Annotated in this window: 19 protein-coding genes; 7 read left to right on the forward strand and 12 right to left on the reverse strand. The window is 36.0% G+C overall.

Translation table 11 applies throughout. The features are described from left to right. The first annotated feature begins 600 nt into the window (after positions 1-600). On the forward strand, positions 601-3,645 hold the full coding sequence (locus AC1Q8M_RS24975; protein ID WP_492334206.1) for an efflux RND transporter permease subunit: 3,045 nt from the start codon (positions 601-603) through the stop codon (positions 3,643-3,645). Positions 3,646-3,689: 44 nt separating this feature from the next. Here the strand turns inward: AC1Q8M_RS24975 and AC1Q8M_RS24980 are convergent, their stop codons facing one another. From AC1Q8M_RS24980 to AC1Q8M_RS24995, 4 genes are all read right to left on the reverse strand, one after another. Next, positions 3,690-4,214 carry a P-loop nucleotide/nucleoside kinase family protein gene (locus AC1Q8M_RS24980; RefSeq protein WP_063546482.1) on the reverse strand — a complete coding sequence of 175 codons (525 nt, stop codon included), beginning with the start codon at positions 4,212-4,214 and terminating at the stop codon, positions 3,690-3,692. A 136-nt stretch (positions 4,215-4,350) separates the two neighbouring features. Then, complete coding sequence (gene pstA / locus AC1Q8M_RS24985; RefSeq protein ID WP_000994139.1) at positions 4,351-5,271, reverse strand: phosphate ABC transporter permease PstA; 921 nt, start codon at positions 5,269-5,271, stop codon at positions 4,351-4,353. A gap of 2 nt (positions 5,272-5,273) precedes the next feature. Next, positions 5,274-6,164: a phosphate ABC transporter permease subunit PstC gene (gene pstC / locus AC1Q8M_RS24990; protein WP_000676676.1), complete on the reverse strand. Its 891-nt coding sequence runs from the start codon at positions 6,162-6,164 to the stop codon at positions 5,274-5,276. A 71-nt stretch (positions 6,165-6,235) separates the two neighbouring features. Next, positions 6,236-7,138, reverse strand: a complete 903-nt coding sequence (locus AC1Q8M_RS24995; protein ID WP_000245112.1) for a phosphate ABC transporter substrate-binding protein PstS family protein — start codon at positions 7,136-7,138, stop codon at positions 6,236-6,238. A 509-nt stretch (positions 7,139-7,647) separates the two neighbouring features. Here AC1Q8M_RS24995 and AC1Q8M_RS25000 point away from each other — a divergent pair. From AC1Q8M_RS25000 to AC1Q8M_RS25010, 3 genes are read left to right on the forward strand one after another with little or no spacing between them, the layout of a single operon-like run. Then, a complete protein-coding gene (locus AC1Q8M_RS25000; protein WP_000252989.1) occupies positions 7,648-7,905 on the forward strand; it encodes a FeoA family protein in 258 nt (85 codons plus the stop codon). Then, positions 7,902-8,624 (forward strand): FeoB small GTPase domain-containing protein, encoded by a 723-nt coding sequence (locus AC1Q8M_RS25005; RefSeq protein WP_000033865.1) that lies wholly within the window; start codon positions 7,902-7,904, stop codon positions 8,622-8,624. Before AC1Q8M_RS25000 ends, AC1Q8M_RS25005 begins: the two co-directional genes overlap by 4 nt. Next, positions 8,602-10,002 carry a nucleoside recognition domain-containing protein gene (locus tag AC1Q8M_RS25010; RefSeq protein ID WP_000443602.1) on the forward strand — a complete coding sequence of 467 codons (1,401 nt, stop codon included), beginning with the start codon at positions 8,602-8,604 and terminating at the stop codon, positions 10,000-10,002. Before AC1Q8M_RS25005 ends, AC1Q8M_RS25010 begins: the two co-directional genes overlap by 23 nt. Positions 10,003-10,064: 62 nt before the next feature. Here AC1Q8M_RS25010 and AC1Q8M_RS25015 read toward each other — a convergent pair whose 3' ends face one another. The 8 genes from AC1Q8M_RS25015 to AC1Q8M_RS25050 form a co-directional block, all read right to left on the reverse strand. Next, positions 10,065-10,202, reverse strand: a complete 138-nt coding sequence (locus tag AC1Q8M_RS25015; RefSeq protein ID WP_000493991.1) for a hypothetical protein — start codon at positions 10,200-10,202, stop codon at positions 10,065-10,067. Positions 10,203-10,213: 11 nt separating this feature from the next. Beyond that, the gene (gerLC, locus tag AC1Q8M_RS25020) at positions 10,214-11,380 is read right to left on the reverse strand and encodes a spore germination protein GerLC (RefSeq protein WP_141533098.1); all 1,167 of its coding nucleotides are present in this window, start codon (positions 11,378-11,380) and stop codon (positions 10,214-10,216) included. Further along, positions 11,364-12,488 carry a spore germination protein GerLB gene (gene gerLB, locus AC1Q8M_RS25025; protein ID WP_000802008.1) on the reverse strand — a complete coding sequence of 375 codons (1,125 nt, stop codon included), beginning with the start codon at positions 12,486-12,488 and terminating at the stop codon, positions 11,364-11,366. Before gerLB ends, gerLC begins: the two co-directional genes overlap by 17 nt. Continuing rightward, entirely contained in the window at positions 12,489-13,967 is a 1,479-nt protein-coding gene (gerLA, locus tag AC1Q8M_RS25030) for a spore germination protein GerLA (protein ID WP_002060757.1), read from the reverse strand. It lies immediately after the preceding gene. A 101-nt stretch (positions 13,968-14,068) separates the two neighbouring features. Further along, positions 14,069-15,541, reverse strand: a complete 1,473-nt coding sequence (locus AC1Q8M_RS25035) for a sodium:solute symporter family protein (protein WP_098361496.1) — start codon at positions 15,539-15,541, stop codon at positions 14,069-14,071. Next, positions 15,538-15,735, reverse strand: coding sequence for a DUF3311 domain-containing protein (locus AC1Q8M_RS25040; RefSeq protein WP_097822391.1), 198 nt, complete (start codon positions 15,733-15,735; stop codon positions 15,538-15,540). The genes AC1Q8M_RS25035 and AC1Q8M_RS25040 overlap by 4 nt, the downstream gene beginning before the upstream one ends. Position 15,736: 1 nt before the next feature. Further along, positions 15,737-16,912 (reverse strand): amidohydrolase, encoded by a 1,176-nt coding sequence (locus AC1Q8M_RS25045; RefSeq protein WP_097822392.1) that lies wholly within the window; start codon positions 16,910-16,912, stop codon positions 15,737-15,739. Between the two features lie 132 nt (positions 16,913-17,044). Further along, complete coding sequence (locus AC1Q8M_RS25050) at positions 17,045-17,755, reverse strand: C39 family peptidase (RefSeq protein WP_000734491.1); 711 nt, start codon at positions 17,753-17,755, stop codon at positions 17,045-17,047. A gap of 374 nt (positions 17,756-18,129) precedes the next feature. Between AC1Q8M_RS25050 and AC1Q8M_RS25055 the strand changes: the two genes are divergently transcribed. From AC1Q8M_RS25055 to qoxB, 3 genes are all read left to right on the forward strand, one after another. After that, entirely contained in the window at positions 18,130-19,545 is a 1,416-nt protein-coding gene (locus AC1Q8M_RS25055; RefSeq protein ID WP_098361497.1) for an amino acid permease, read from the forward strand. 282 nt (positions 19,546-19,827) lie between these two features. Next, the gene (locus AC1Q8M_RS25060) at positions 19,828-20,703 is read left to right on the forward strand and encodes a cytochrome aa3 quinol oxidase subunit II (protein ID WP_001176166.1); all 876 of its coding nucleotides are present in this window, start codon (positions 19,828-19,830) and stop codon (positions 20,701-20,703) included. Positions 20,704-20,736: 33 nt separating this feature from the next. After that, on the forward strand, positions 20,737-22,671 hold the full coding sequence (gene qoxB / locus AC1Q8M_RS25065; protein ID WP_000762374.1) for a cytochrome aa3 quinol oxidase subunit I: 1,935 nt from the start codon (positions 20,737-20,739) through the stop codon (positions 22,669-22,671). Positions 22,672-22,677: the final 6 nt, after the last annotated feature.

Below are 22,677 nucleotides of genomic sequence, written 5' to 3' on the forward strand. Positions count from 1 at the left end.
TAAAGTTAGTTTGTCTAGCATCTAAAAATAAAAATTGACGTTTCACGTTGTTTGTTTCGTTCAGTTTTCAAAGAACTTGTCCGCCGCTTCAGAAGCGACTTCATCATATTAACATCTTCATTTTTCGATGTCAACTAAGTTTATAAATTTCTTTTTTGTCGTTTTCTGCGTTTCCGCATCAGCGACGTTTATTAATATACCATCATGATTTTTAAATAACAAGTGTTTTTTATAAAAAACACAAAAAAATTATCTATCCTACTTTCTTCTATAGAAAGAATTATTATCCTTCCTACTAAAAATAGTTATTCTGATTGTATACTACTACACTTCATTCAACCAAATTGCATTTCACAATACCTTCCCAGGTTTTCATTCTCTTCTATATTAAAGTTTATAATAATTATCCTTCTATAGAATAACGATATAACTTAGCCGTAAGAAAAAATCCCATCCACATTAAACAATTCCAATGCAAATATAAACTTAAGAATATTATTAGAGTTTTTTTACATTTAATTAATGAAAAATATCCATTTTTTGTTATATAGTAAGGAAGGATGTACTCAACTATAAATAAACCAATGGAGGAATTATTTTATGGATAGGTTAACAAAGTTTTCATTAAAAAACCGAGCTGCCATTATCATCATGATTTTTCTCATTTCCATACTCGGTGTTTATTCCGGCTCTAAATTACCTATGGAATTTTTACCAAGTATCGACAATCCAGCAATTACCGTCACAACCTTATCTCAAGGACTCGACGCTGAAACGATGACAAAGGATGTAACTGATCCTCTCGAAAAACAATTTCGCAATTTAGAACACATCGACACCATTACTTCTTCTACATACGAGGGATTATCACGTATCGACATTGCGTATACATCAAAAGCAAACATGAAAGATGCAGCACGCGAAGTCGAAAAAGCCGTCAATACAATTAAATTACCTAAAGATGTAACCAAGCCCGTAGTTAGTCAACTAAACACTTCTATGATTCCACTCGCCCAAATTACTATCCAGAAACAAAACGGGTTTTCAAAAGCAGATGAAAAACAAATTGAAAAAGAAATCGTACCACAACTCGAAAACATTGATGGTGTTGCTAATGTTATGTTTTTCGGAAAATCCACCTCTGAATTATCTATCGTACTTGATCCGAACCAATTAAAAAACAAAAACGTAACATCACAGCAGGTACTCACTGTTTTACAAGGAAAAGAAACTTCTACTCCAGCTGGGGCAATTACTGTTAATCAAGAAGAATACAACCTCCGCGTCATTGGGGACATAAAAAATGTAAATGACATTAAAAACATCACTGTGGCACCCCAAGTGAAATTGCAAGACATTGCTCAAATTGAAATTAAACAACACTACGATACAATCTCACATATAAACGGAGAAGAAGGCACAGGATTAATCATCATGAAAGAACCAAGTAAAAATGCAGTTGCCATTGGAAAAGAGATTGATAAAAAAGTTAAAGAGATAGATAAGGAATATAAAGATCAATTTTCTATTAAACTTTTGGCTTCAACCCATGAACAAGTTGAAAATGCTGTTACTAGCATGGGAAAAGAAGTAATACTTGGAGCAATCGCTGCAACTCTAATTATCTTAATCTTTTTACGTAACTTCCGAACAACACTCATCGCTGTTGTCAGTATTCCATTATCTATTTTATTAACACTCTTTTTACTACATCAATCTAACATCACACTTAACATTTTAACCCTTGGTGGTTTAGCTGTTGCGGTTGGACGTCTCGTCGATGATAGTATCGTTGTCATCGAGATTATTTTCCGCCGTTTACAAAAAGATTCTTTCTCTAAAAATATTATTCTTGATGCAACGAAAGAAGTCGCCGTCGCAATTACTTCTTCTACTTTAACAACGGTCGCTGTTTTTTTACCTATCGGCCTCGTATCAGGAGCAATCGGAAAATTAATGTTACCTATGGTATTAGCAGTTGTATATTCTATTCTATCATCCTTAATCGTTGCACTCACAGTCGTTCCACTTATGGCTTTTTTACTACTCAAAAAAACAAAGCATCGAAAGTCAAGTTCTTCATCACGATATGTCGCTACGTTAAAGTGGTCTCTTTCTCATAAATTCATTATTCTACTTACTGCATTTTTATTATTTGCAGGATCGATTGCAGTCTATATATTACTACCGAAAGCAAACATAAAATCTGAGGATGACACAATGTTATCTATTAACATGACATTTCCAGCCGATTATAATGCTGAAGCTCAAAAACAAAAAGCATTCGATTTCGAAAAGAAATTACTTTCTAATTCATATGTAACAGACGTTATTTTACGAATGGGATCTAGCGCAGAAGATGCACAATGGGGGCAAACAACTAAAAATAACCTTGCTAGTATATTTGTAGTCTTTAAAAAAGGTTCTGATATTGATCAATATATTAAAGAGCTAAAAAAGGAAAATAAAACTTTTGAGCCTGCTGAACTTGATTATATAAAAACAAGTTATTCAAGCTCTGGCGGCGGCAACAACTTACAATTTAACGTAACAGCTACTAACGAAGCGGATTTAAAAGAGGCGGCTACTATCGTCGAAACAAAACTAAAAAGCATGGATGATCTTTCTAAAGTAAAAACGAATTTAGAAGACTCTAAGAAAGAATGGCAAATTCATATTGATCAAACAAAGGCTGAACAACTAGGTTTAACACCAGAAATAGCTGCGCAACAAGTATCATTCCTTATGAAGAAATCACCTATTGGCGAAATTACAATTAATAATGAAAAAACTACTATTATGATAGAACATAAAAAGGAAAACATTACTAAACAAGAAGATATTTTAAATACAAACATACTATCACCTACTAATGGACCAATTCCTTTAAAAGACATCGCAACTATTTCAGAAAAACAAACGCAAACAGAAATTTTCCATAAAGACGGAAAAGAAACAATTCAAATTACCGCCGAAGCTTCAAATGAAGATTTGAGTAAAGTAAACACAGCAGTAAATAAAGCGATAACTGACTTAGATTTACCTAGCGGTTCAAAAGTAAATATCGCAGGAGCTACTGAATCTATGCAAGAGAATTTTACAGATTTATTCAAAATTATGGGGATTGCAATCGGGATTGTATATTTAATTATGGTTATCACCTTCGGGCAAGCACGCGCTCCTTTTGCAATCCTATTCTCCTTACCGTTAGCTGCTGTCGGTGGTATTTTAGGATTAATCATTTCACGAACACCTGTTGATGTAAATTCCTTGATTGGCGCATTAATGTTAATCGGGATTGTCGTTACAAACGCTATTGTATTAATAGAAAGAGTCCAACAAAATCGGGAACACGGAATGGAAACTAGAGAAGCCTTACTTGAAGCAGGTTCTACTAGACTACGCCCAATTATTATGACAGCTATTACAACAATCGTTGCTATGCTCCCGCTCCTATTTGGCCAATCCCAAGCAGGAAGTATGGTATCAAAAAGTTTAGCCGTCGTTGTCATCGGCGGTTTGGCAGTCTCGACTGTTCTTACATTAGTAGTCGTTCCAGTTATGTATGAACTATTAGATAAAATCGGGAGAAAAAGACGCTCCCGTAGGAAAATAAGCACTTCTACAGAAACACCTGATATTTAAAAACAAAAGACGTTATCTTCACAAATGAAGATAACGTCTTTTCTCTACTTAGTCATATAATCCATCATTTTTTCCACATATTGCTCTATAGGCTTACTAGAATCCACAATAAGGTATTCATTATTTAAAGGTCTTTGACTACCATTTAACCACTTTTCAAAACCTACTTCCGACTCCACCTTTTCAATTTGACTGATCATACGCTTACGTGTTTGCAGTCTCCTATTAATCTCTTCCATATCATTAAGATAACACTCAATATATTTATATTTCACACCATGTTTAGTTGATAATTTAATTCCTTTTTCAACCATTCCCTCATATAAACACGGACTATCCAATATAACACTATGCCCTTGTTCTAAATAAGAATCAATCAATACCCATTCGGCATCATACGCAAGCCCACCAACAATCGTTGATTCAATTCCTTTTACTTTTAATGATTTTAACAACGCGGATTTCAAAACATCATGATCTATAATTACAGCACCTGTTAATTTCGCTATATACTTAGAAACTGTCGATTTTCCTGACCCAGGAAAACCTGACATTTGCAGAAAAAACAAATTAAAACTCCTCTCTAAATTACATCTGTTCTTCTTTATAATTAATCACAAATTCAACAATCATTACATCCATTCCTTCTATATTAAAATACAAAAGAACCCCCTACTTATAAAATAGCGAGTTCTTCTTTATAATTTATGCCGCTTTTACCTTTTTCGTTGCTTTACTTTTTCTTTTCGTTCCTGTAAAGCGCTTGTGTAATATAGATGCTATCAAGCGTGAAATAACATTGAATAGTAATACCATAATAATTAATACAGCTGCAGATTTTGTCGCAATCAACTTCGCATCTGGAATAACTCCTTCAGAATTTAATTTCCAAATGTGAACCGCTAATGTTTCAGCTGGTCTAAACGGATTTAAAGGATGCGCAGGACTTGAGAAATCCGCTGCTGAATTTAAAATCGGGGATGTTAAACCCGCTGTGTAAATTAATGCTGCCGCTTCCCCAAATATACGACCCGCCGCTAAAATAATCCCTGTAATAATTTGTGGTAATGACGATGGGATAATAATACGAGCGATTGTTTGCCACTTCGTTGCACCTAATCCAAGACTTGCCTCTTTTACATTATGAGGAACTTCTGAAATCGCATTTTCACAAACACGCGTTAAACCTGGTAAATTTAAAATAGTTAAAGCAAGAGCACCACCCATTACTGTGTATCCCCAACCTGTCATTGTAACGAACACTAACAAACCAAATAAACCAACAACAATAGAAGGTAAAGACGCCATCGTCTCTATACATAGACGAACAAAATTTAAAAAACGTCCTTGTTTTGCGTACTCTGCTAAATATATTCCAGCACCTAATCCAAGAGGAATAGATATAATAAGCGTTATAACAAGCATGTAGAAGGAATTGAATAACTGCGGACCAATCCCACCACCAGCTCTTGTATTGCTTGGTTCTCCAAACAAGAAATTAGGATCCCAAAATCCCCATCCCTTTTGTAAAATCTCAAATACTAAGAACACTAGCAAAGCTACAACTAAAGCCGCAACCGCATAAAAGATACCCGTCCAAACTTTATTTACCGTTCTTGCATTCATTATTATCGCTCACCTCTTTGCCCAATCGCTCGAATTACTAAAATAAACAGGAATGAAATAACAAGTAAAATCATCGCTAAAGTCCATAGCGCATTGTTCCAAGCAGTTCCGTTCAATGTATTCGTCATGTCCATTGTTAAAATACCAGTTAACGTCGCTGTCGGACTATATATTCCTTCTGGTAATTTAATCGTATTCCCGATTACCATCTGAACCGCTAACGCTTCACCGAAAGCACGCGCTAAGCCTAAAACAACACCTGTTAAAATCCCTTTTTTCGCAGCAGGAACAATCACTCGGCTAATCGCTTGCCATTTTGTTGATCCTAGACCATAAGAAGCTTCTAAATAATCAAATGGAACAGAACGTATTGCATCAGAAGCGATACTAGCAATAGTAGGTAAAATCATAATACTTAATACAACAATACCCGCAATTAAACTAAAGCCTACTCCCCCAAACGAATCACGTAATAGTGGTACTAAAATCGTAACCCCTAATAATCCGTATACAACCGAAGGAATACCAACTAACAATTCTAGAACAGGCTTCAATACTTTATTTCCAAACTTTGGCGAAATTAAATTCATGAATATAGCAAGAGCTATAGCAATTGGTGCACTAATAATAACCGCACCTAACGAAACCACCGTTGAACCTACAATGAAAATTAAAGCCCCGAAGGATCCTTGATCAGCATTTGGATTCCATTTTGTCGATGTTAACATCTCAGTAAATGAGATACCACTTTGTGTAAAAGATTGAATACCTTTACCACAAATAAACGCAATAATAGCTAATGTAATTAAAACAATAAAAATACCACAAAACGTAACAAGTGATCTTCCTATATATTCACTTTTCACGTAATTAATTTGTTTTTTCCCCTTCATCACAGGACAGACCCCACTTCACAGATTGAAATGAACAGGACTGGCCTTGCAGCCAGCCCCATAAAACTTTATTACTTATTTAATTTAGACATTGGAATGTAGCCCATATCTTCTACTTGCTTTTCAAAGTCTTTACCTTTTACATAATCGATGTAAGCTTTTGTTGCTTCTTTCGCTTCACCTTTTGTTACCATATACTCGTAAGACCAGAATGGATATTTACCAGACGCAATGTTTTCAACTTTCGGTTCAGCACCATCAATTTTCACTGTTTGTAGTGCACCTTTTTTATCTCCAACCATGTAAGACATCGCTAAATAGCTTACTGAACCTGGAGTAGAATTGATAGCTTGCTCTACTGCACCGTTAGAATCTTGTGTTGTACCAGTTCCATCATTAATTTTCGCGTCTTTCATAATCGTTTTTTCAAATGTAGCACGTGTACCAGATGAAGCCGGACGATTAATTACGTTGATTTTTTCATCTTTTCCGCCTACTTCTTTCCAGTTTGTTACTTTTCCAGTGAAGATATCTTGTACTTGTTGCACTGTTAAGTTATCAACTTTTACATCTTTATTTACGACAAGAGCGAATGCAATCCCCGCTACCTTGTTATCTACTAATTCTTTCGCCTTTTCAGCATCTTTTATTTTATCTCCAGACGGAACATCTGAATTACCAATTTGTACTGCACCAGATGCTACTTGGTTAATCCCAGTTCCACTACCGCCACCTTGAACTTGAATAGAAACTTTTGAATTTTTCTCCATGAATTTCTTTCCAGCTTCCTCCGCAAGAGGTAGAAGAGCTGTAGAACCAGCTGCTGCAATCGTACCTGATAATTCTTGTTTTGTATTATCGCTTCCTTTAGCAGTTTCTTTACTAGTTGTATCTTCTGCTTTCCCACACCCAACTAATGCTCCTGCTACCACTAAAGCTGCTAAAGAAAATTTAATACCTTTTTTCATAACCATGTCTTGTACCCCCATTTGGATTATCACTTTTCGAATTCATTTTCTTTCGAACACAAATTCATTGTAGGACAACAATATTATGTGAGTGTTAAGCAATTTTTAATTTTAAGTAAATGACGATAATCATCCTCAAAAGCTAGGAATCCCAACATTTGTAGTTAAAGAAGCAAACAAAAACCACACTAACTATGCTGTAATGTAAATTTATTCTTAACAATGTAAATTCAATGTAAATGTTTTTCTCTCTTTTTCCCTTTTAGTTAAAGTTACATTTACAATTCCGCTGTATTTTGTAACTTTTTCACGCCTAATTTATGCACATTAAAAAGAATTTCAGTAATATTTTTTAGTACAACTAAATAAATTGGAACAATTCTAAAATTAAATGAATATTTTTAAAGTACTAATTGACAGCATCATCCAATGTAGTCTACTATATTACTAACAAAAAGTTTACCTAAGGAAACTTTTTAAACTAACACTAAAAATATAGAGAAGAGGTAACTTTTATGGTATCGGCTAATACTAAACCCCTTTCCGAGTTTAAAACAGGGGAGTTTGTACAAATTGAGAAGATACAATTAGAAGGAACTATGAAACGACGTTTATTAGATTTGGGATTTATCCCAGGGGCAACGATTAAAGTATTGCAACGCAGTCCACTTGGAGATCCGGTCGCTTATCAAGTGAGCAACACAACTATTGCACTGCGCAAAGAAGAAAGCTCCCTTATTTTCGGGGTATTAATAGGAGATGATTTCAGATGAGCAAACATCGTATTGCTTTAGCTGGTAACCCGAATACCGGGAAAAGTACATTATTTAATACTTTAACAGGTTTAAAACAACATACTGGAAACTGGACGGGAAAAACTGTTTTAAAAGCTGAAGGAGAATATGAACATAACGGAAGTAATTATACATTAATAGATTTACCTGGAACTTACTCACTATACTCAAATTCCGCAGACGAAGAAGTAGCGAGGGATTATATTATATTTGAAAAACCAGAAGTAACTGTAGTTGTCATAGACGCAACTGCTATGGAAAGAAATTTAAATTTAGCACTCCAGGTGATGGAGATGACAAATAATGTAGTCATTTGCATTAACTTAATTGATGAAGCCGAGAAAAAAGGGATTGTTATCGATGAAAAGAAATTAGCAAAATCACTTGGTGTACCTGTCGTTAAAATTTCAGCACGTAACCGAGTAGGCATTGGTCATTTGCTAAATGTTATTGCAAAAGTAGCAAATAAAAAACTAATTCCAACACCAATTAAAATTACTTACAGCGAAAAAATCGAAAATATGATTCAGGAATTAGAACCACAAATTTATAAAGTGTTCGGTGATACGTATCCAGCACGTTGGATTGCGTTACGTATATTAGATGGAGATAAAAATTTCTTAACTACACTTCAAAAACACCATAATGAACCACTTGTAAGGGAGGTCGTAATTAATGGAATCTCACTCAGCCAGTAAAGCTCTTCCATTAGACTATATTATTCAACATGCACAAACACTTTCAAAAGAAGATATACGAGATGATATAGTCGGAGATATTTACCGAACATCTGCAAGCATATGTAAAGAATCTGTCCAATATACAAATACTGATAAATTATATCGTTCCGAAAAACTAGATAAAATTTTCACATCTCCAATCTGGGGATTTCCAATTATGCTCGGTATTTTATCTATTATTTTTTATCTTACAATTGCAGGCGCTAACGTACCATCTGATATGATTGCCGAATTCTTCGGATGGGCCGAAGGATATTTAACATCTTGGTTCCAAGCAGCGCATGCACCTGAATGGTTACATGGCATTTTAATACTTGGTTTGTTCCGTGGTATCGGTGCTGTTATTAGCGTTATGTTACCACCTATGGCAATCTTTTTCCCTATGTTCGCGCTATTAGAAAACTACGGATACTTACCACGTGTCGCGTTTAATATGGACCGCTTATTCAAACGATCCGGCGCACACGGGAAACAATCTTTAACAATGGCAATGGGATTTGGTTGTAATGCAGCAGCCATTATGTCAACACGTATCATTGAATCACCACGTGAACGTATGCTAGCAATTTTAACGAACAACTTCGTTCCTTGTAACGGTCGCTGGCCTATGTTAATTTTAATGGCTTCACTATTTATGGCTGCTGGTTATACAGGCAGTATGCAAACATTGGTTACTGCTGGCGTTGTAGTTGGAATGGTTGTAATTGGTGTTATTATGACATTAACTGTTTCTTGGGTACTATCAAAAACAGCCTTAAAAGGGGTTCCAACTCACTACACACTGGAGTTACCTCCGTACCGCAAGCCAAAAGTTTGGAATACAATTGTTCGCGCAACACTCGATAAATCAATCTACGTTTTAAAACGAGCTATAGTTGTTGCTGCCCCTGCAGCTGCATTAACTTGGTTACTTGCTAATATTTTTATTGGTGACACAAGCTTACTTATGTATTTTGTAAACTTTCTAGATCCATTTGCTAAAATGTTAGGACTTGACGGCTTTATTCTAGCTGCATTCATTCTTGGACTACCCGCTAATGAAATTGTAATCCCAATTTTATTAATGTCTTACTTATCAACTGGGGCTTTAACTGAAATAGATGATTTTAATCAAATTAAAAATCTATTCCTAGAAAATGGTTGGACTTGGTTAACAGCGTTAAACACAATGTTGTTCTCACTTCTTCATTTCCCGTGCGGAACAACACTTGTTAATATATACAAAGAAACAAAAAGTGCAAAATGGACATTCTTATCGTTTGCAATCCCTACCGTTATCGCCATTGTTGTTACATTCCTCTCTACACAATTGGTACATTGGTTAGGGCTTGTATAAAGCAAAGCATACATAGAAGGCATCCCCCTTCACATATGCTTTGCACGAAAGAAACCTGAAAATTATTCAGGTTTCTTTTTTTGTACATCAGTATTCCACGGCTGTGCTCCATACGTTGTGAGTTTTTTATGAATGAAATAAATAGCCCCCGGCAGCACTGCCATTAATATCGTGCAACTAATTCCTAATCCAGTAAACAACTTTCATCACCTTATTTCACTCTTTTCGGTAAAGCTGAACCTGAATGTTCAATTGTTGGATGAACATGAACAGTAATTTCAGCATTACTAAAGTAATTTTCGCCTTGATCCCAATTCTTACTTACCTTTTTCCACTCTTTATAATTATGTCGCTTATACACTTCCCCTAACTCTAGTACATCTACCTTATATTTTTTTTGAACAAGTTTAATTGATTTTTGAATACGCTTCTCCATTTCTTCCGATATATCCTTCTCTAAACGCTTTTCATTCAAAACCTTTTTATGATCACTGAAATGCAACTCAGCCAATGTGCCTTCCAGAGATAAATGAATATTAAATTTCGGTTTTGTAGCATTCGTTGTGGATACTTTAATTTTTCGACGTAACTTATGAATTTCATATGTAATAAGTTGATTCTTTTTACGGATGGTAAAAAAACCTCCAATTTTTTTGCCTATTATATAATTCATCCCTACTGTTTCTTCCCCACTCAAATTGCCTACACATTTATTATCCTTTCCACGAAACAATGCTGCACCGTTCATTTGTACTCCTTGTTTTGTTAGTTCCAGAATAGGTAATACAAAACTTCGGTTAGAGATCATCTTTTCCTGCACCTCACCAATTCTTGCAGCCTCAATCATTTGGGCATTTTTCGGAGGGTGTTCAGCTAACATATCAATATACTGCGCCGGTAAATTTTCAGGCTTGGCACTTTGTTTTAAAATAGCTTCGGCATTTTTATTAGAAACGAACAAACGAATATTTCTTCTCATCTCATGATCGCGAATATATACATCTAACGTATTTTGTAAAATGTATGGATGTGAAAGTAATTCTTCAGAGAAAATAATCACCTGTATATGAGGGAAAAATAATGTACGACTAATTTTTTTGGCGATTATTCTTATTTGTTCAAATACACTATCTGCTTTTGCACTAACATTAATATAATTTTCGCTATCCCCACCCCCTTGTCCACCCTGTTGAGACAATTTACTGGGGAGTACCATCTGATAGGTCCCTTTCATAATTGGATTCGCTTTCTTCTCCTTCACAATATCGTAAGCCGCTCCTACTACAAATCCTCTTTCTTCTATCTCTTCTAACTCAGAACACCCACTCATAAATCCAGTTAAAGCCATAACCATTATAATTTTAAGAAGGTGTTTCATTTCCACCATTCCTTCTTTTTATTTTATATACAATTAAAACGAGCAAAGGAGCTAACACAACAAACCCCATATCTATCCAAGCTAAATAAGTCCCATAACTTGATAAAGTATTTAAACTACTAGGTATCATATTCACCATAAAAATAATAGGGGCACTTATGAAAATAAAAATTTGTTTCTTCACTTTCGGAAACATAGCACAAAACAATAAAGATGCGACGTCATAATACATTGCTGTAGTGTTATAAATAGTAATAATCCAAGTTGTAAAAAAAATCGCATCAAACCTTTCTAAAAATCCTCCACCAATTTCAATTTCTTTCCCTAATTCAATTGTTGGATATGTCAATCCACGTGTTGTCATATACGTAAAAACACTAATACAAGTTACATAAATTAAAATGTATGACAGCACGTTTACCATCACCGCTTTCGCGACTGCCATTGGCGCTTTTTTCGCTGTCTTATCATTCAGCAACACCGCATAAAATAAAGCTACTTCAAATCCAATAAACGTAAAAATAGAATTTTTAACTCCAACAGCATATTGACTTACTTTCGTTTGAAAAGCTGGTAGTAAATTATTTATTTCCATTAAATTTATATTCAATAAAGAAAGAAGTACTATCGCAATTAAAACAATAGGCAAGAATAAAACATTTAACCTTAATAAGGCTGCTCTTGATCCTGCTATTCCATAAATAACAACTAATAAGAAGAAAAAAGACAGTAGTTGTATTGGTGTATCACTAAATAAATACGTTTGAGAAATAACTGAAATCATTCGCGATTCATACGCTGTCAAAGCAGCAAACGTTAATACTAAAATACTACTAATTGTGTATGCAACAGGCTTCGTCAAATGCGCACTCGTATATTGAACAAAATTTTGTTTTGGAAATAAGATAGCCACTCTCGTCACAAACCAGCCTAAAACTGCGCAAATCAGTCCACCCAAAAGCAAGATAATCCAACCGTCCGAAAATAAAGTTTGGTTAGCAATATCTCTTGGCATAGACAATGCCCCTATACCAATAATGGTCGATGATACCGCAAACCCAATTTCCCGAGATCCAATCTCTTCATCGCCATACTCAAATGGTTTCAATTATTTTCGCTCCTTTGGACGTATTGTAGAATCTTTTGTTTGTAAGTACTCCGGTCTATCTTTCAACATCGCTTTTGGTATGCGAATAAATTCTTCTTTCCAATCTTTATAAAATGCAGGAGCAATTGGAGTTGTATACGGTATACCAACACTTGTTAAATTTGTAATATGAACAGCAAGTGCAATCAGAGCTAGAATGATCCCATACAACCCAAAAGCAGTTGCAGCTAATACAAAGACGAAAAGTAAAATCCGGAACGTAATCGTAATACTATATACAGGAAGCGAGAACGTAGCAATCGCAGTAACTGCAATAATAATAACTAAAAACGGATTTACAATCCCTGCATTTACCGCAGCTTCTCCAATTACAAGACCTCCTACAATCCCTATCGTTTGTCCCATTGGTTTGGGCAATCGGATTCCAGCTTCTCGTATTAATTCCATAGTCAAGGCCATCATTAACGTTTCAATATATGCTGGGAACGGAACACCTTCCCTCGCACCTGCAATTGAATAAGCCAGTTTAGAAGGAATAAGTCCTTGATGATAAGATACAAGTGCTACATACATAGCTGGTAACAAAACCGCGATTATACCTGAACCCATACGTAAAAATCTTAGTAACGTTCCAATCACCCAGCGCTCGTAATGATCTTCTACAGATTGAAAAATATCAACAAACACAAGCGGTGCAATAAGAGCAAACGGAGATCCGTCTACTAAAATGGCCGCTTTTCCCTTCGCTAATGACGCTATAATATTATCTGGCCTCTCTGTATTCAAAAACTGTGGAAATGGAGATAAATTATTATCCTGAATTAATTGTTCAATCGTACCTGTTTCCAAAATAATATCTGTCACTATTGATTGAAGACGGCGATCTAACTCTTTTACAATGTGAGGATTAATAATATCTTCTATATATACTAGGGTTACTTCTTTCTGCGATCGCTTCCCCATAATATAAGATTGGAACCTCAACTTTGGATCGCGTAAACTGCGTCGGATTAACATTTTATTCACATTAATATCTTCATTTAATCCAACTCTCGGTCCGCGTATTAAATCTTCTGTCACTGGTGGCTCTAAACTTCTCTTCTCCCAAGCCCTACTATTAATAACGATAGCAGTTTGAATATTATCAATTAATATAACTGTATCTCCCGCTAAAATCGCATTTATAATATCCGGAAACGTTGTCTTCTTACCCACTTCCGCAATAGAAATAAAACGATCCAATAACGTCTGAACGACAGCCGCTTCATTTTGCACTTCTTCATATTGAAGAGTACGAACTACATATTTATAAACATTATCCTTGTCTGTTAACCCACATAAAAACACAACCGCACAACGTGTAAAACTCCCAGCAAGAACAACTTCTCTAATTGTTAAATCATTAGGTGAACCTAACTCATCCCTAATTTCTTTCATAACTTCAAATAAGTTACCTTCAAGCTCTAACAATTTCCCCACCTAACTTCCTTTTCAACAAGTTTTTAGTTAGATTCCGCTAATTGAAGAAAATATATACAAAAAAGAGCTATCTCTTTTCAAAGATAGCTCCAATAAACGAATTACTTTTCTACTATTGTAGTGTTTTTCTTTATAAATACACCTTTTGTAAATCCACTAACTACAAACATCACAATCATATTAATTAACAATGCGACTATGCCCACATTCAAATCTTTTATATACTGCGGAAAACTCGGAAACATCGTAGCTATAGTTGAGCCAGATAAGGTAATATATGCGACCACTGACAGCCCAACTCCCATTCCTGCAATCGCTCCTTGCTTCGTAACAATTTGGCGCGGAAACAAGCTACATACAAGTGCAGGGAAAAGTTGCGTAACGATACTGTACCCCATTAAGAGAAGTGCTCCTATTGTTTCCCCTCCTTTAAATGTAAATAAAACTGCCACGAGCGTTACTACAGGCACAAATAATTTTGCCATCTTAGCAACTTGTCTATCTGAAGCATACGGAACGATCGTTCGATAAATATTTTTTGCTAACAGTGTAGAAGCCGCCATAACAAGCATAGAGCCTGGAACCAATGCCGTTAATACTCCCGCACTACCAATAATCCCAATAAACCAAGGATCAAAAGTTTGTAAAGCAAGACGGACTAACGAAAGATCTACATCCGCTCCCTTTAACCCAGGAACTTGCAATATAGCAGCAAACCCTGCGAAAAATACGAAAAGTAACACTAAAGAATACAGTGGCATAATTGCTGCATTTTTACGAAATACTTTTTCATTTTTTGCAGAAAAAGCAGAAGCAAATGTATGAGGCCACATATAGAAACCGAGGGCCGTTAATATAATAGTAGAAACAAACCAAGAAATACTCATTCCTTCTTCAGGTAAAGATAAAAATCCCGGTTTCGCTGCCTCTACAGCCTCAAACATCGGCTGAAATCCTCCATAATAATGATAAGGTAAATATATACCTAAAAACATAACGATAAACAGTATCATAATATCCTTCAAAGCGGCCGTCCAAGCCGAACCATGTATACCTGAAACCATTACATATATAGTTATAACAATAGCACCAATCCAAACCGCAACAACAGGTGATACCCTTCCGTAAGACGCTTCTGAAACGATAATTCCCAGTCCCTTTAACTGTAAAACAAGATATGGGATGATGGAAACAACACCAACAATTGAAACAATAAGTCCAAGCGCCTTACTTCTGTATTTCTTCGCAAAAAAATCCGACTGCGAAACAAGGTTATGCTCTTTTGCATACTTCCAAATCGGTGGCAATAAAAAATACGATAAAAGATAAGCTAAAGCACCATAACCTAAAATATAAAAGGTAGGTGCGCCTTTACTATATGCCCAGCCGCTTCCTCCTAAAAATGTAAACGTCGTATAAATTTCACCTGCCATAAGGAGAAAAACAAAAATAGTGCCAAACCCTCTTCCTCCAACTGACCATTGCTCTAAATTCATATCTTTTCCATGTTGTGCCCGAATCCCTAAAAATAGTGCGAGAAACAAAAATAAAATAATGATAAGTAATGCAGTCATTTTACATCCTCCTTATTAGCAGGATCAAACACGTACACAAGCCCCATACAAAGAGATGTAATAAACACTGATAATAATACCCAAAATAATAAAAAGGGCATCCCTAATACGTAAGGAGTAACTGAATTCGCAAATATTGGCCCAGCTACTAAACAAAGAACTGGAATAAGCGCTAGGATGTGTATTTTCTTCATCTCATTCTCCTTTACTTATAAAGTTCATAATGGCTGATACAAAGACTTCCACTCCAATCGGTAATGCATCTTCGTCAATCGTAAAACGAGGGTGATGGTGAGGATATATAATACCTTTCTCTTTATTTCCTGCTCCGATAAAAAAGAATGTCCCCGGTGCCTTTTGTAAAAACGCTGAAAAATCTTCTCCAGCCATCGTTGGCTGTAAACGAACAACTCTATCCCTTCCATAAAGTTGTAATGCCGTTTGTTCAATAAGCTCTGTAGCTTCATAGTCATTTACAACTGGTCGATATCCATATTCATATGAAAATGTATATTTCGCTCCGTAAGATTCCGTAATATACTTCACAATCCGCTCAATCTTCTTCTCTGTTTCACCTCGTAATTCATGTCTTAAACTTCTCACTGTCCCTTCAATCTCGGCTTGCTCTGGTATTACATTATGAGTTGTCCCCGCATGAAATTGCGTAACAGATATTACGAGCGAATCTAATGGATTCGTGAGGCGAGATACAATTTGCTGAAGTTGCGAAACGAATTGTGTTCCGATTGCGATACTATCCACCGTTTCATGAGGGATTCCAGCATGTCCACCTTTTCCCTCTATCTTAATTTTAAAAACATCCGGTGCAGCCATTGCAGGACCATAAATAACACCTATTTTCCCAACCTCTAACGACGCCCAAAGGTGAGCACCAATAATATAATCCACACCTTCCATTACACCTGCAGCAACCATCTCCTCTGCACCACCAGGAAAATTTTCTTCAGCATGTTGGAATAGAAAACGAATCTCCCCTTTAATCTTCTCTCTTTCTTCTACTAACTTATGTACAACCCCAAGTAATATCGCTATATGTCCATCATGACCACATGCATGCATTACACCTTTGTATGTAGAAATAAAATCAAACTCATTTTCTTCATGAATAGGAAGAGCATCCATATCAGCTCGAACCGCAACTGTTTTGCCCGGATGTTTACCTACTAACTTTGCCATCACACTATATTTAGTCGGCCGTGACACTTCTAAATATGGGAATTTCCGAAGTATATCGAACACAAACTGCGATGTTTTTTCTTCTTGAAAAGATAACTCTGGATACTTATGAAAATGCCTTCTCCACTCAACTAACTGATTTTTTGACAAAACAAATTCTTTTGCAACATCCATACCCCTTCACTCCTTCTTCACCAAGTTAAATGTTATTATAACGTGAATTGTTAACTTTTAAAAGAATCTTCTGAATTTTCCGTAATAATAACTCAAAAAGAAAAAGCCACCCAAAAGATGACTTTTTCATTATTATAAAATAGTAATTGCTTGTTTTCCCATTTGCTCCCAAGCTTTCTCAAATTCTGCTCGCGGAACAGCCAAACGCGGATTATTTTTAAGAGGATCATTTACATATACAAAGTTTTGATCATATCCAATTACTACTGCACTATGCTCATAATATGTAATTTTCACTTCACCTGAACTCGTATTCCATGTTTCAAAACTACTTTCAGCTAGCGGCTTAAACGTCGTATTAATAATGACCCATACTGGAGAACCAGAACTAATTACTTTATATATATCTTGCATGTCTCTACCTGTTAAATTAATTACTTTTTCAGGAACATATTTTTCTGCCAAATTAAAAATCGGTTGATTATATACACCATATCCAGGCTCTGCCTTTGTATAAATATTTCCAACAAACCCTTCGTAAGGATTTCCCCGTACGCCATTTTGTTCGAATGGAACGCGATGAATTTCGCTAGCAAGTTGCATCTTATCTACTTGTACACCTTTATATTGCAACAACATAGCTAAACTTGTCACTTCACATCCTCGGGGTAATTCTGGTAATTGTTTAATAAACGGAACATCCTCAATCATAGCTGCTTCTTTCATTTCAGATAGAAACTCTAAGCGTAGAACTTGCGCCTTTTGCATGATTTTATCTTTCCCTATAAAAAATGCAGCAGCAAGTATAATCCCAAAAACAAAAAGATATTTTAACTTTTTCATTATAAACAAAACTCCATTAATTATTATTTTACAGACACAACTCTTATCATTGTACCCTTCTTCTTACTAGTTTGCTAGAAAGATCATGTGAATTATCGCTCATAGAATTAATTATAAAAATTCTAATTATTTTTAATAAAAAGAAAAATAAATATACATTTCCAGAATATTTTGCTAAAATCAAAATTGTTAACATAGTGAAGATATCACCATGTTAACAAACATTCTTAGAGTATTTAGTCATAGTTCGTTTATTTACATACTCCATTCATTTCATAGTAAATAAACCGAGTGTGTTGCATCCCCCACTAATGATTAAAAACTCAGAATAAAACGAAGTTCACACATTCAAGAAAATACGGGGTGAGGGGCATATGAATCAACAAATTGAACAAACAGATTTAAAACGAACAATGAAAAGTAGACACCTATTTATGATTGCACTCGGCGGTGTTATCGGAACCGGGCTATTTATGGGATCTGGTCAAATTGTCCATAATGCCGGACCTGGTGGTGCTATTCTTGCATTTTTAGTCGGTGGATTTGTTATGTATTTAACGATGTTATGTCTTGGTGAATTATCCGTTGCTATGCCAGAAGCAGGTTCATTCCAAAGCTATGCAAGCAAATTCATTTCACCTGGTTTTGGATTTGTTGTCGGTTGGATGTATTGGCTAAATTGGGCTGTTACAGTTGGCGTAGAGTTAACAACTGTAAGTATTTTAATGAAACGCTGGTTTCCAGACGTTTCTTCATGGATTTGGTGCGTTACATTTGCAGCAGCGCTCTTTCTCGTAAACGCTTTATCAGCAAAAGCATATGCAGAAGCAGAGTTTTGGTTCGCAAGTGTAAAAGTCGCAACAATTGTTATTTTCATCGTACTTGGTGGCGCTGTTATGTTCGGTCTACTAGACTTTAATGGAAAGCCAGCTCCAATGCTTCATAATTTCACTGAAAATGGCGGGCTATTTCCAAACGGTGCATTAGCTGTTCTTCTTACGATGATTACGGTAAATTACTCCTTCCAAGGAACAGAATTAATCGGAATCGCTTCAGGAGAAAGTGAAAATCCTGAAAAAACAATTCCAAAAGCAATCAAAAATACAATTTGGCGAACTCTCTTCTTCTTCGTCTTAGCGATATCAGTTGTTGTAGGTTTACTCCCGTGGCAAGAGGCTAATCTAGTCGAAAGTCCCTTTGTACTTGTATTTGATGTAGCCGGTGTCCCATATGCAGCAGACATTATGAACTTTGTTATTATTACAGCTGTATTATCCGTTGCTAACTCTGGTCTATACGCAAATTCTCGTATGCTGTGGGCGATGGCAAAACAAGGAATGGCAAGTCCAGCATTTACGAAATTAACTAAAAAAGGTGTACCGCTAAATGCATTAATTTTCAGCCTAATTTTCGCTAGCCTTTCCTTATTAACAAGTGTATTTGCGGCAGATACTGTCTTTCTAGTTTTAACATCTATTGCAGCAATGGCTGCTGTTGTCGTGTGGATGTCAATCGCCGCTTCACAGTTTTTCTTCCGTAGAAATTTCGTGAAAAATGGTGGCGACATAAATGATTTAAAATATCGTACACCGCTCTATCCACTAGTTCCAATCGTAGCGTTCTCGCTCAATTTCATTACATTTGTTAGTTTGGCTTTCATTCCAGATCAAAGAATTGCTCTTTATTGTGGCATTCCATTCATGATTATTTGTTACATTTTATACCAAGTTAAATATAAAAAAATTGTCAAACTTGAACAGCCACGAACTGTCACACAAGAAATAAACTAAATATACAAAATATTCAGCTATCTTTCTTATCATAAGATAGCTTTTTTCTATTTCTTGGATATCCTGGTATAACTTTATTTATCTTAAAATTTTCACAATCACGTTTTTCTCTGGAAAATAGTTTACAATGTAATCAAGTTACAAATGATATTCACCTTAAAAAGTGTGCATTTGTGTCTATTTTTTAACAATATATCAAAAACTATTGCCTTCTATAAATTAATAGGTTTATATTGTTTTATTGGCATAGTTTCAATCCAAGGAGAAAGGAGATTTTCAATCGTGCAACTAAAGAAAGCGTTTTGGAAGTTGGCTTCGCTTCTTCCGTTATCATTACTTCTGTTCCTCGGTGGCTGTGATAAAAAACTCGCAGTATTAAATCCGCAAGGACCTGTTGCAAAAGCACAGTATGATTTAATTGTTTGGTCATTCTTGCTTATGTCATTAATTATCGCAATTGTATTCATTCTGTTTACAGTCATCTTGATTCGTTATCGTGAAAAACCAGAGAATATGGACTATGAGCCACCTGAACAACACGGTAACACATTACTAGAAATTATTTGGACGCTTGTTCCTGTTATTATCGTTATCGCATTATCGATTCCAACAGTAAAAGCAACTTATGCTTCGGAAGAGGTTCCGAAAGAGTCCAAACATATTAAACCAGTTGAAATTTATGTTACATCTGCAAACTGGAAATGGTTATTCAGTTACCCAGAGGAAAAAATTGAAACCGTTAACTATTTAAACATCCCAGCTGGTGTACCAATTCAATTCAAACTGACTTCTGTCGGCCCAATGAATGCTTTCTGGGTACCAGAACTTGGTGGTATGAAGTACACAATGGATGGCATGATTATGGATCTTTATTTACAAGCTGATAAACCAGGTTCTTACCTAGGTCGTAGTGCGAACTTCTCTGGTGAAGGATTCACTCACATGGAGTTCGAAGTTGAAGCGAAAACTAAAGAGAAATATGACAAGTGGGTTAAAGAAGTACAACAAACTGCTGATAAGTTAACAGAACAGAAATACAACGAAATTATTAAACCTGGTGTAGTTGGACGCATGACGTTCTCTAGTCACCACTTAAGTTATGTAGATCCAAAATCACTTGAATATTGTGATTACAACTACTACAAAAACAAAAAATAATAGCTATTATTCCAACAGATTGGAGTGAACACAGTGAAGCTTGATGAATTCTTTGTCACAGGTGACCCGATTATTTACGGTGCAGACGCTTCTATCGTTCTTGTGACATTAGCAATCATTTTCGTACTAACAAAGTATAAAAAATGGAAATGGCTTTGGGACGAATGGTTGACAACTGTTGACCATAAAAAAATCGGAGCCATGTATATTATTTCTGCGGTTATCATGTTATTCCGTGGTGGTATGGATGGTTTAATGATCCGTGCACAGTTAACATTCCCAGAAACAACTTATTTAAACGCTGAACACTATAACGGAATCTTTACAACGCATGGTACAGTAATGATTCTTTTCATGGCAATGCCATTCGTTATGGGATTAATGAACCTTGTAGTACCATTACAAATTGGTGCTCGTGATGTTGCATATCCGTTCTTAAATGCTTTAAGTTTCTGGTTATTCTTTGTCGGAGCAATGTTATTCAACATCGCTTTCGTAATCGGTGGTTCTCCAGACGCTGGGTGGACTTCTTACTTCCCAATGGCAGGTACAGAGTTTACTTCAGGCGTAGGAAATAACTACTACGCAATTGCATTACAGATTTCAGGTCTCGGTACGCTAATGACCGGTATTAACTTCCTTGTTACTATCTTAAAAATGCGTACACCTGGTATGACTTTAATGAGAATGCCAATGTTTACTTGGTCAATCTTAATTACAACAATTATCATTATTTTTGCTTTCCCAGTATTAACAGTTGCTCTTGCATTAATGACATTTGACCGTCTATTCGATGCTCACTTCTTTACGATGGCGAGCGGCGGTATGCCGATGTTATGGGCCAACCTGTTCTGGGTATGGGGTCATCCTGAAGTATATATCGTTATTTTACCGGCATTCGGTATTTTCTCTGAAATCATTAGTACATTCTCACGTAAGCGTCTATTCGGTTACAGTGCGATGGTATACTCAATGGTTGCAATTTCTTTACTAAGTTTCGTCGTATGGCTTCACCACTTCTTCACGATGGGTGCAGGTCCAGCGGTTAACTCATTCTTCTCGATTTCGACAATGGCGATTTCGATTCCAACCGGTGTTAAGATCTTTAACTGGTTGTTTACACTGTATAAAGGACGTATCCGTTTTACAGTTCCAATGCTTTGGTCATTGGCATTTATTCCAAACTTCGTAGTCGGTGGGGTTACAGGGGTTATGCTTGGAATGGCAGCAGCTGATTATCAATACCATAACAGCTACTTCCTAATCGCTCACTTCCACTACGTATTAATTGCAGGTACAGTATTCGCTATGCTTGCTGGATTCACATTCTGGTATCCAAAAATGACTGGTCATATGTTAAATGAACGCCTAGGTAAATGGACATTCTGGATCTTTATGAGCGGATTCAACATCTGTTTCTTCCCAATGTACTTCTTAGGTTTAGACGGTATGACTCGTCGTATGTACACTTACTCTGAAAGTCTTGGATGGGGATGGCTAAACCAAATCGCATCTGTTGGTGCGGTAATGATGGGTATTGGCTTCCTACTTCTTTGCTACAACGTAATTTGGAGTGCACGTCACGGTGAACGTGACACAACTGGAGATCCATGGGATGGCCGTACACTTGAATGGGCAACTCAATCTCCTGTACAACATTACAACTTCGCGAAACTTCCAGAAATCAAAGAAGCTGATGCTTTCTGGTACATGAAAAAACGCGGAGAAACAGTTACACCAGCAGCAGAAGATATCAAACCAATTCACATGCCAAGTAACTCTGGTGTGCCTATTATTGCGTCTTTATTCTTCGGTCTTGCAGGTTTCGCATTAGTATTTAGCTGGTTCTGGCTTGCAGCAATCGGCGGCGTTGGTATTTTAGCTTGCTTAATCTATCGTTCATTCGATTATGATGATGGCTACTACGTAAGTGTTGATGAAATTAAAGAAACAGAACATATAGCATGAGAGGTG

The sequence above is a fragment of the Bacillus sp. GW823-FHT06A10 genome (genome assembly GCF_058795375.1).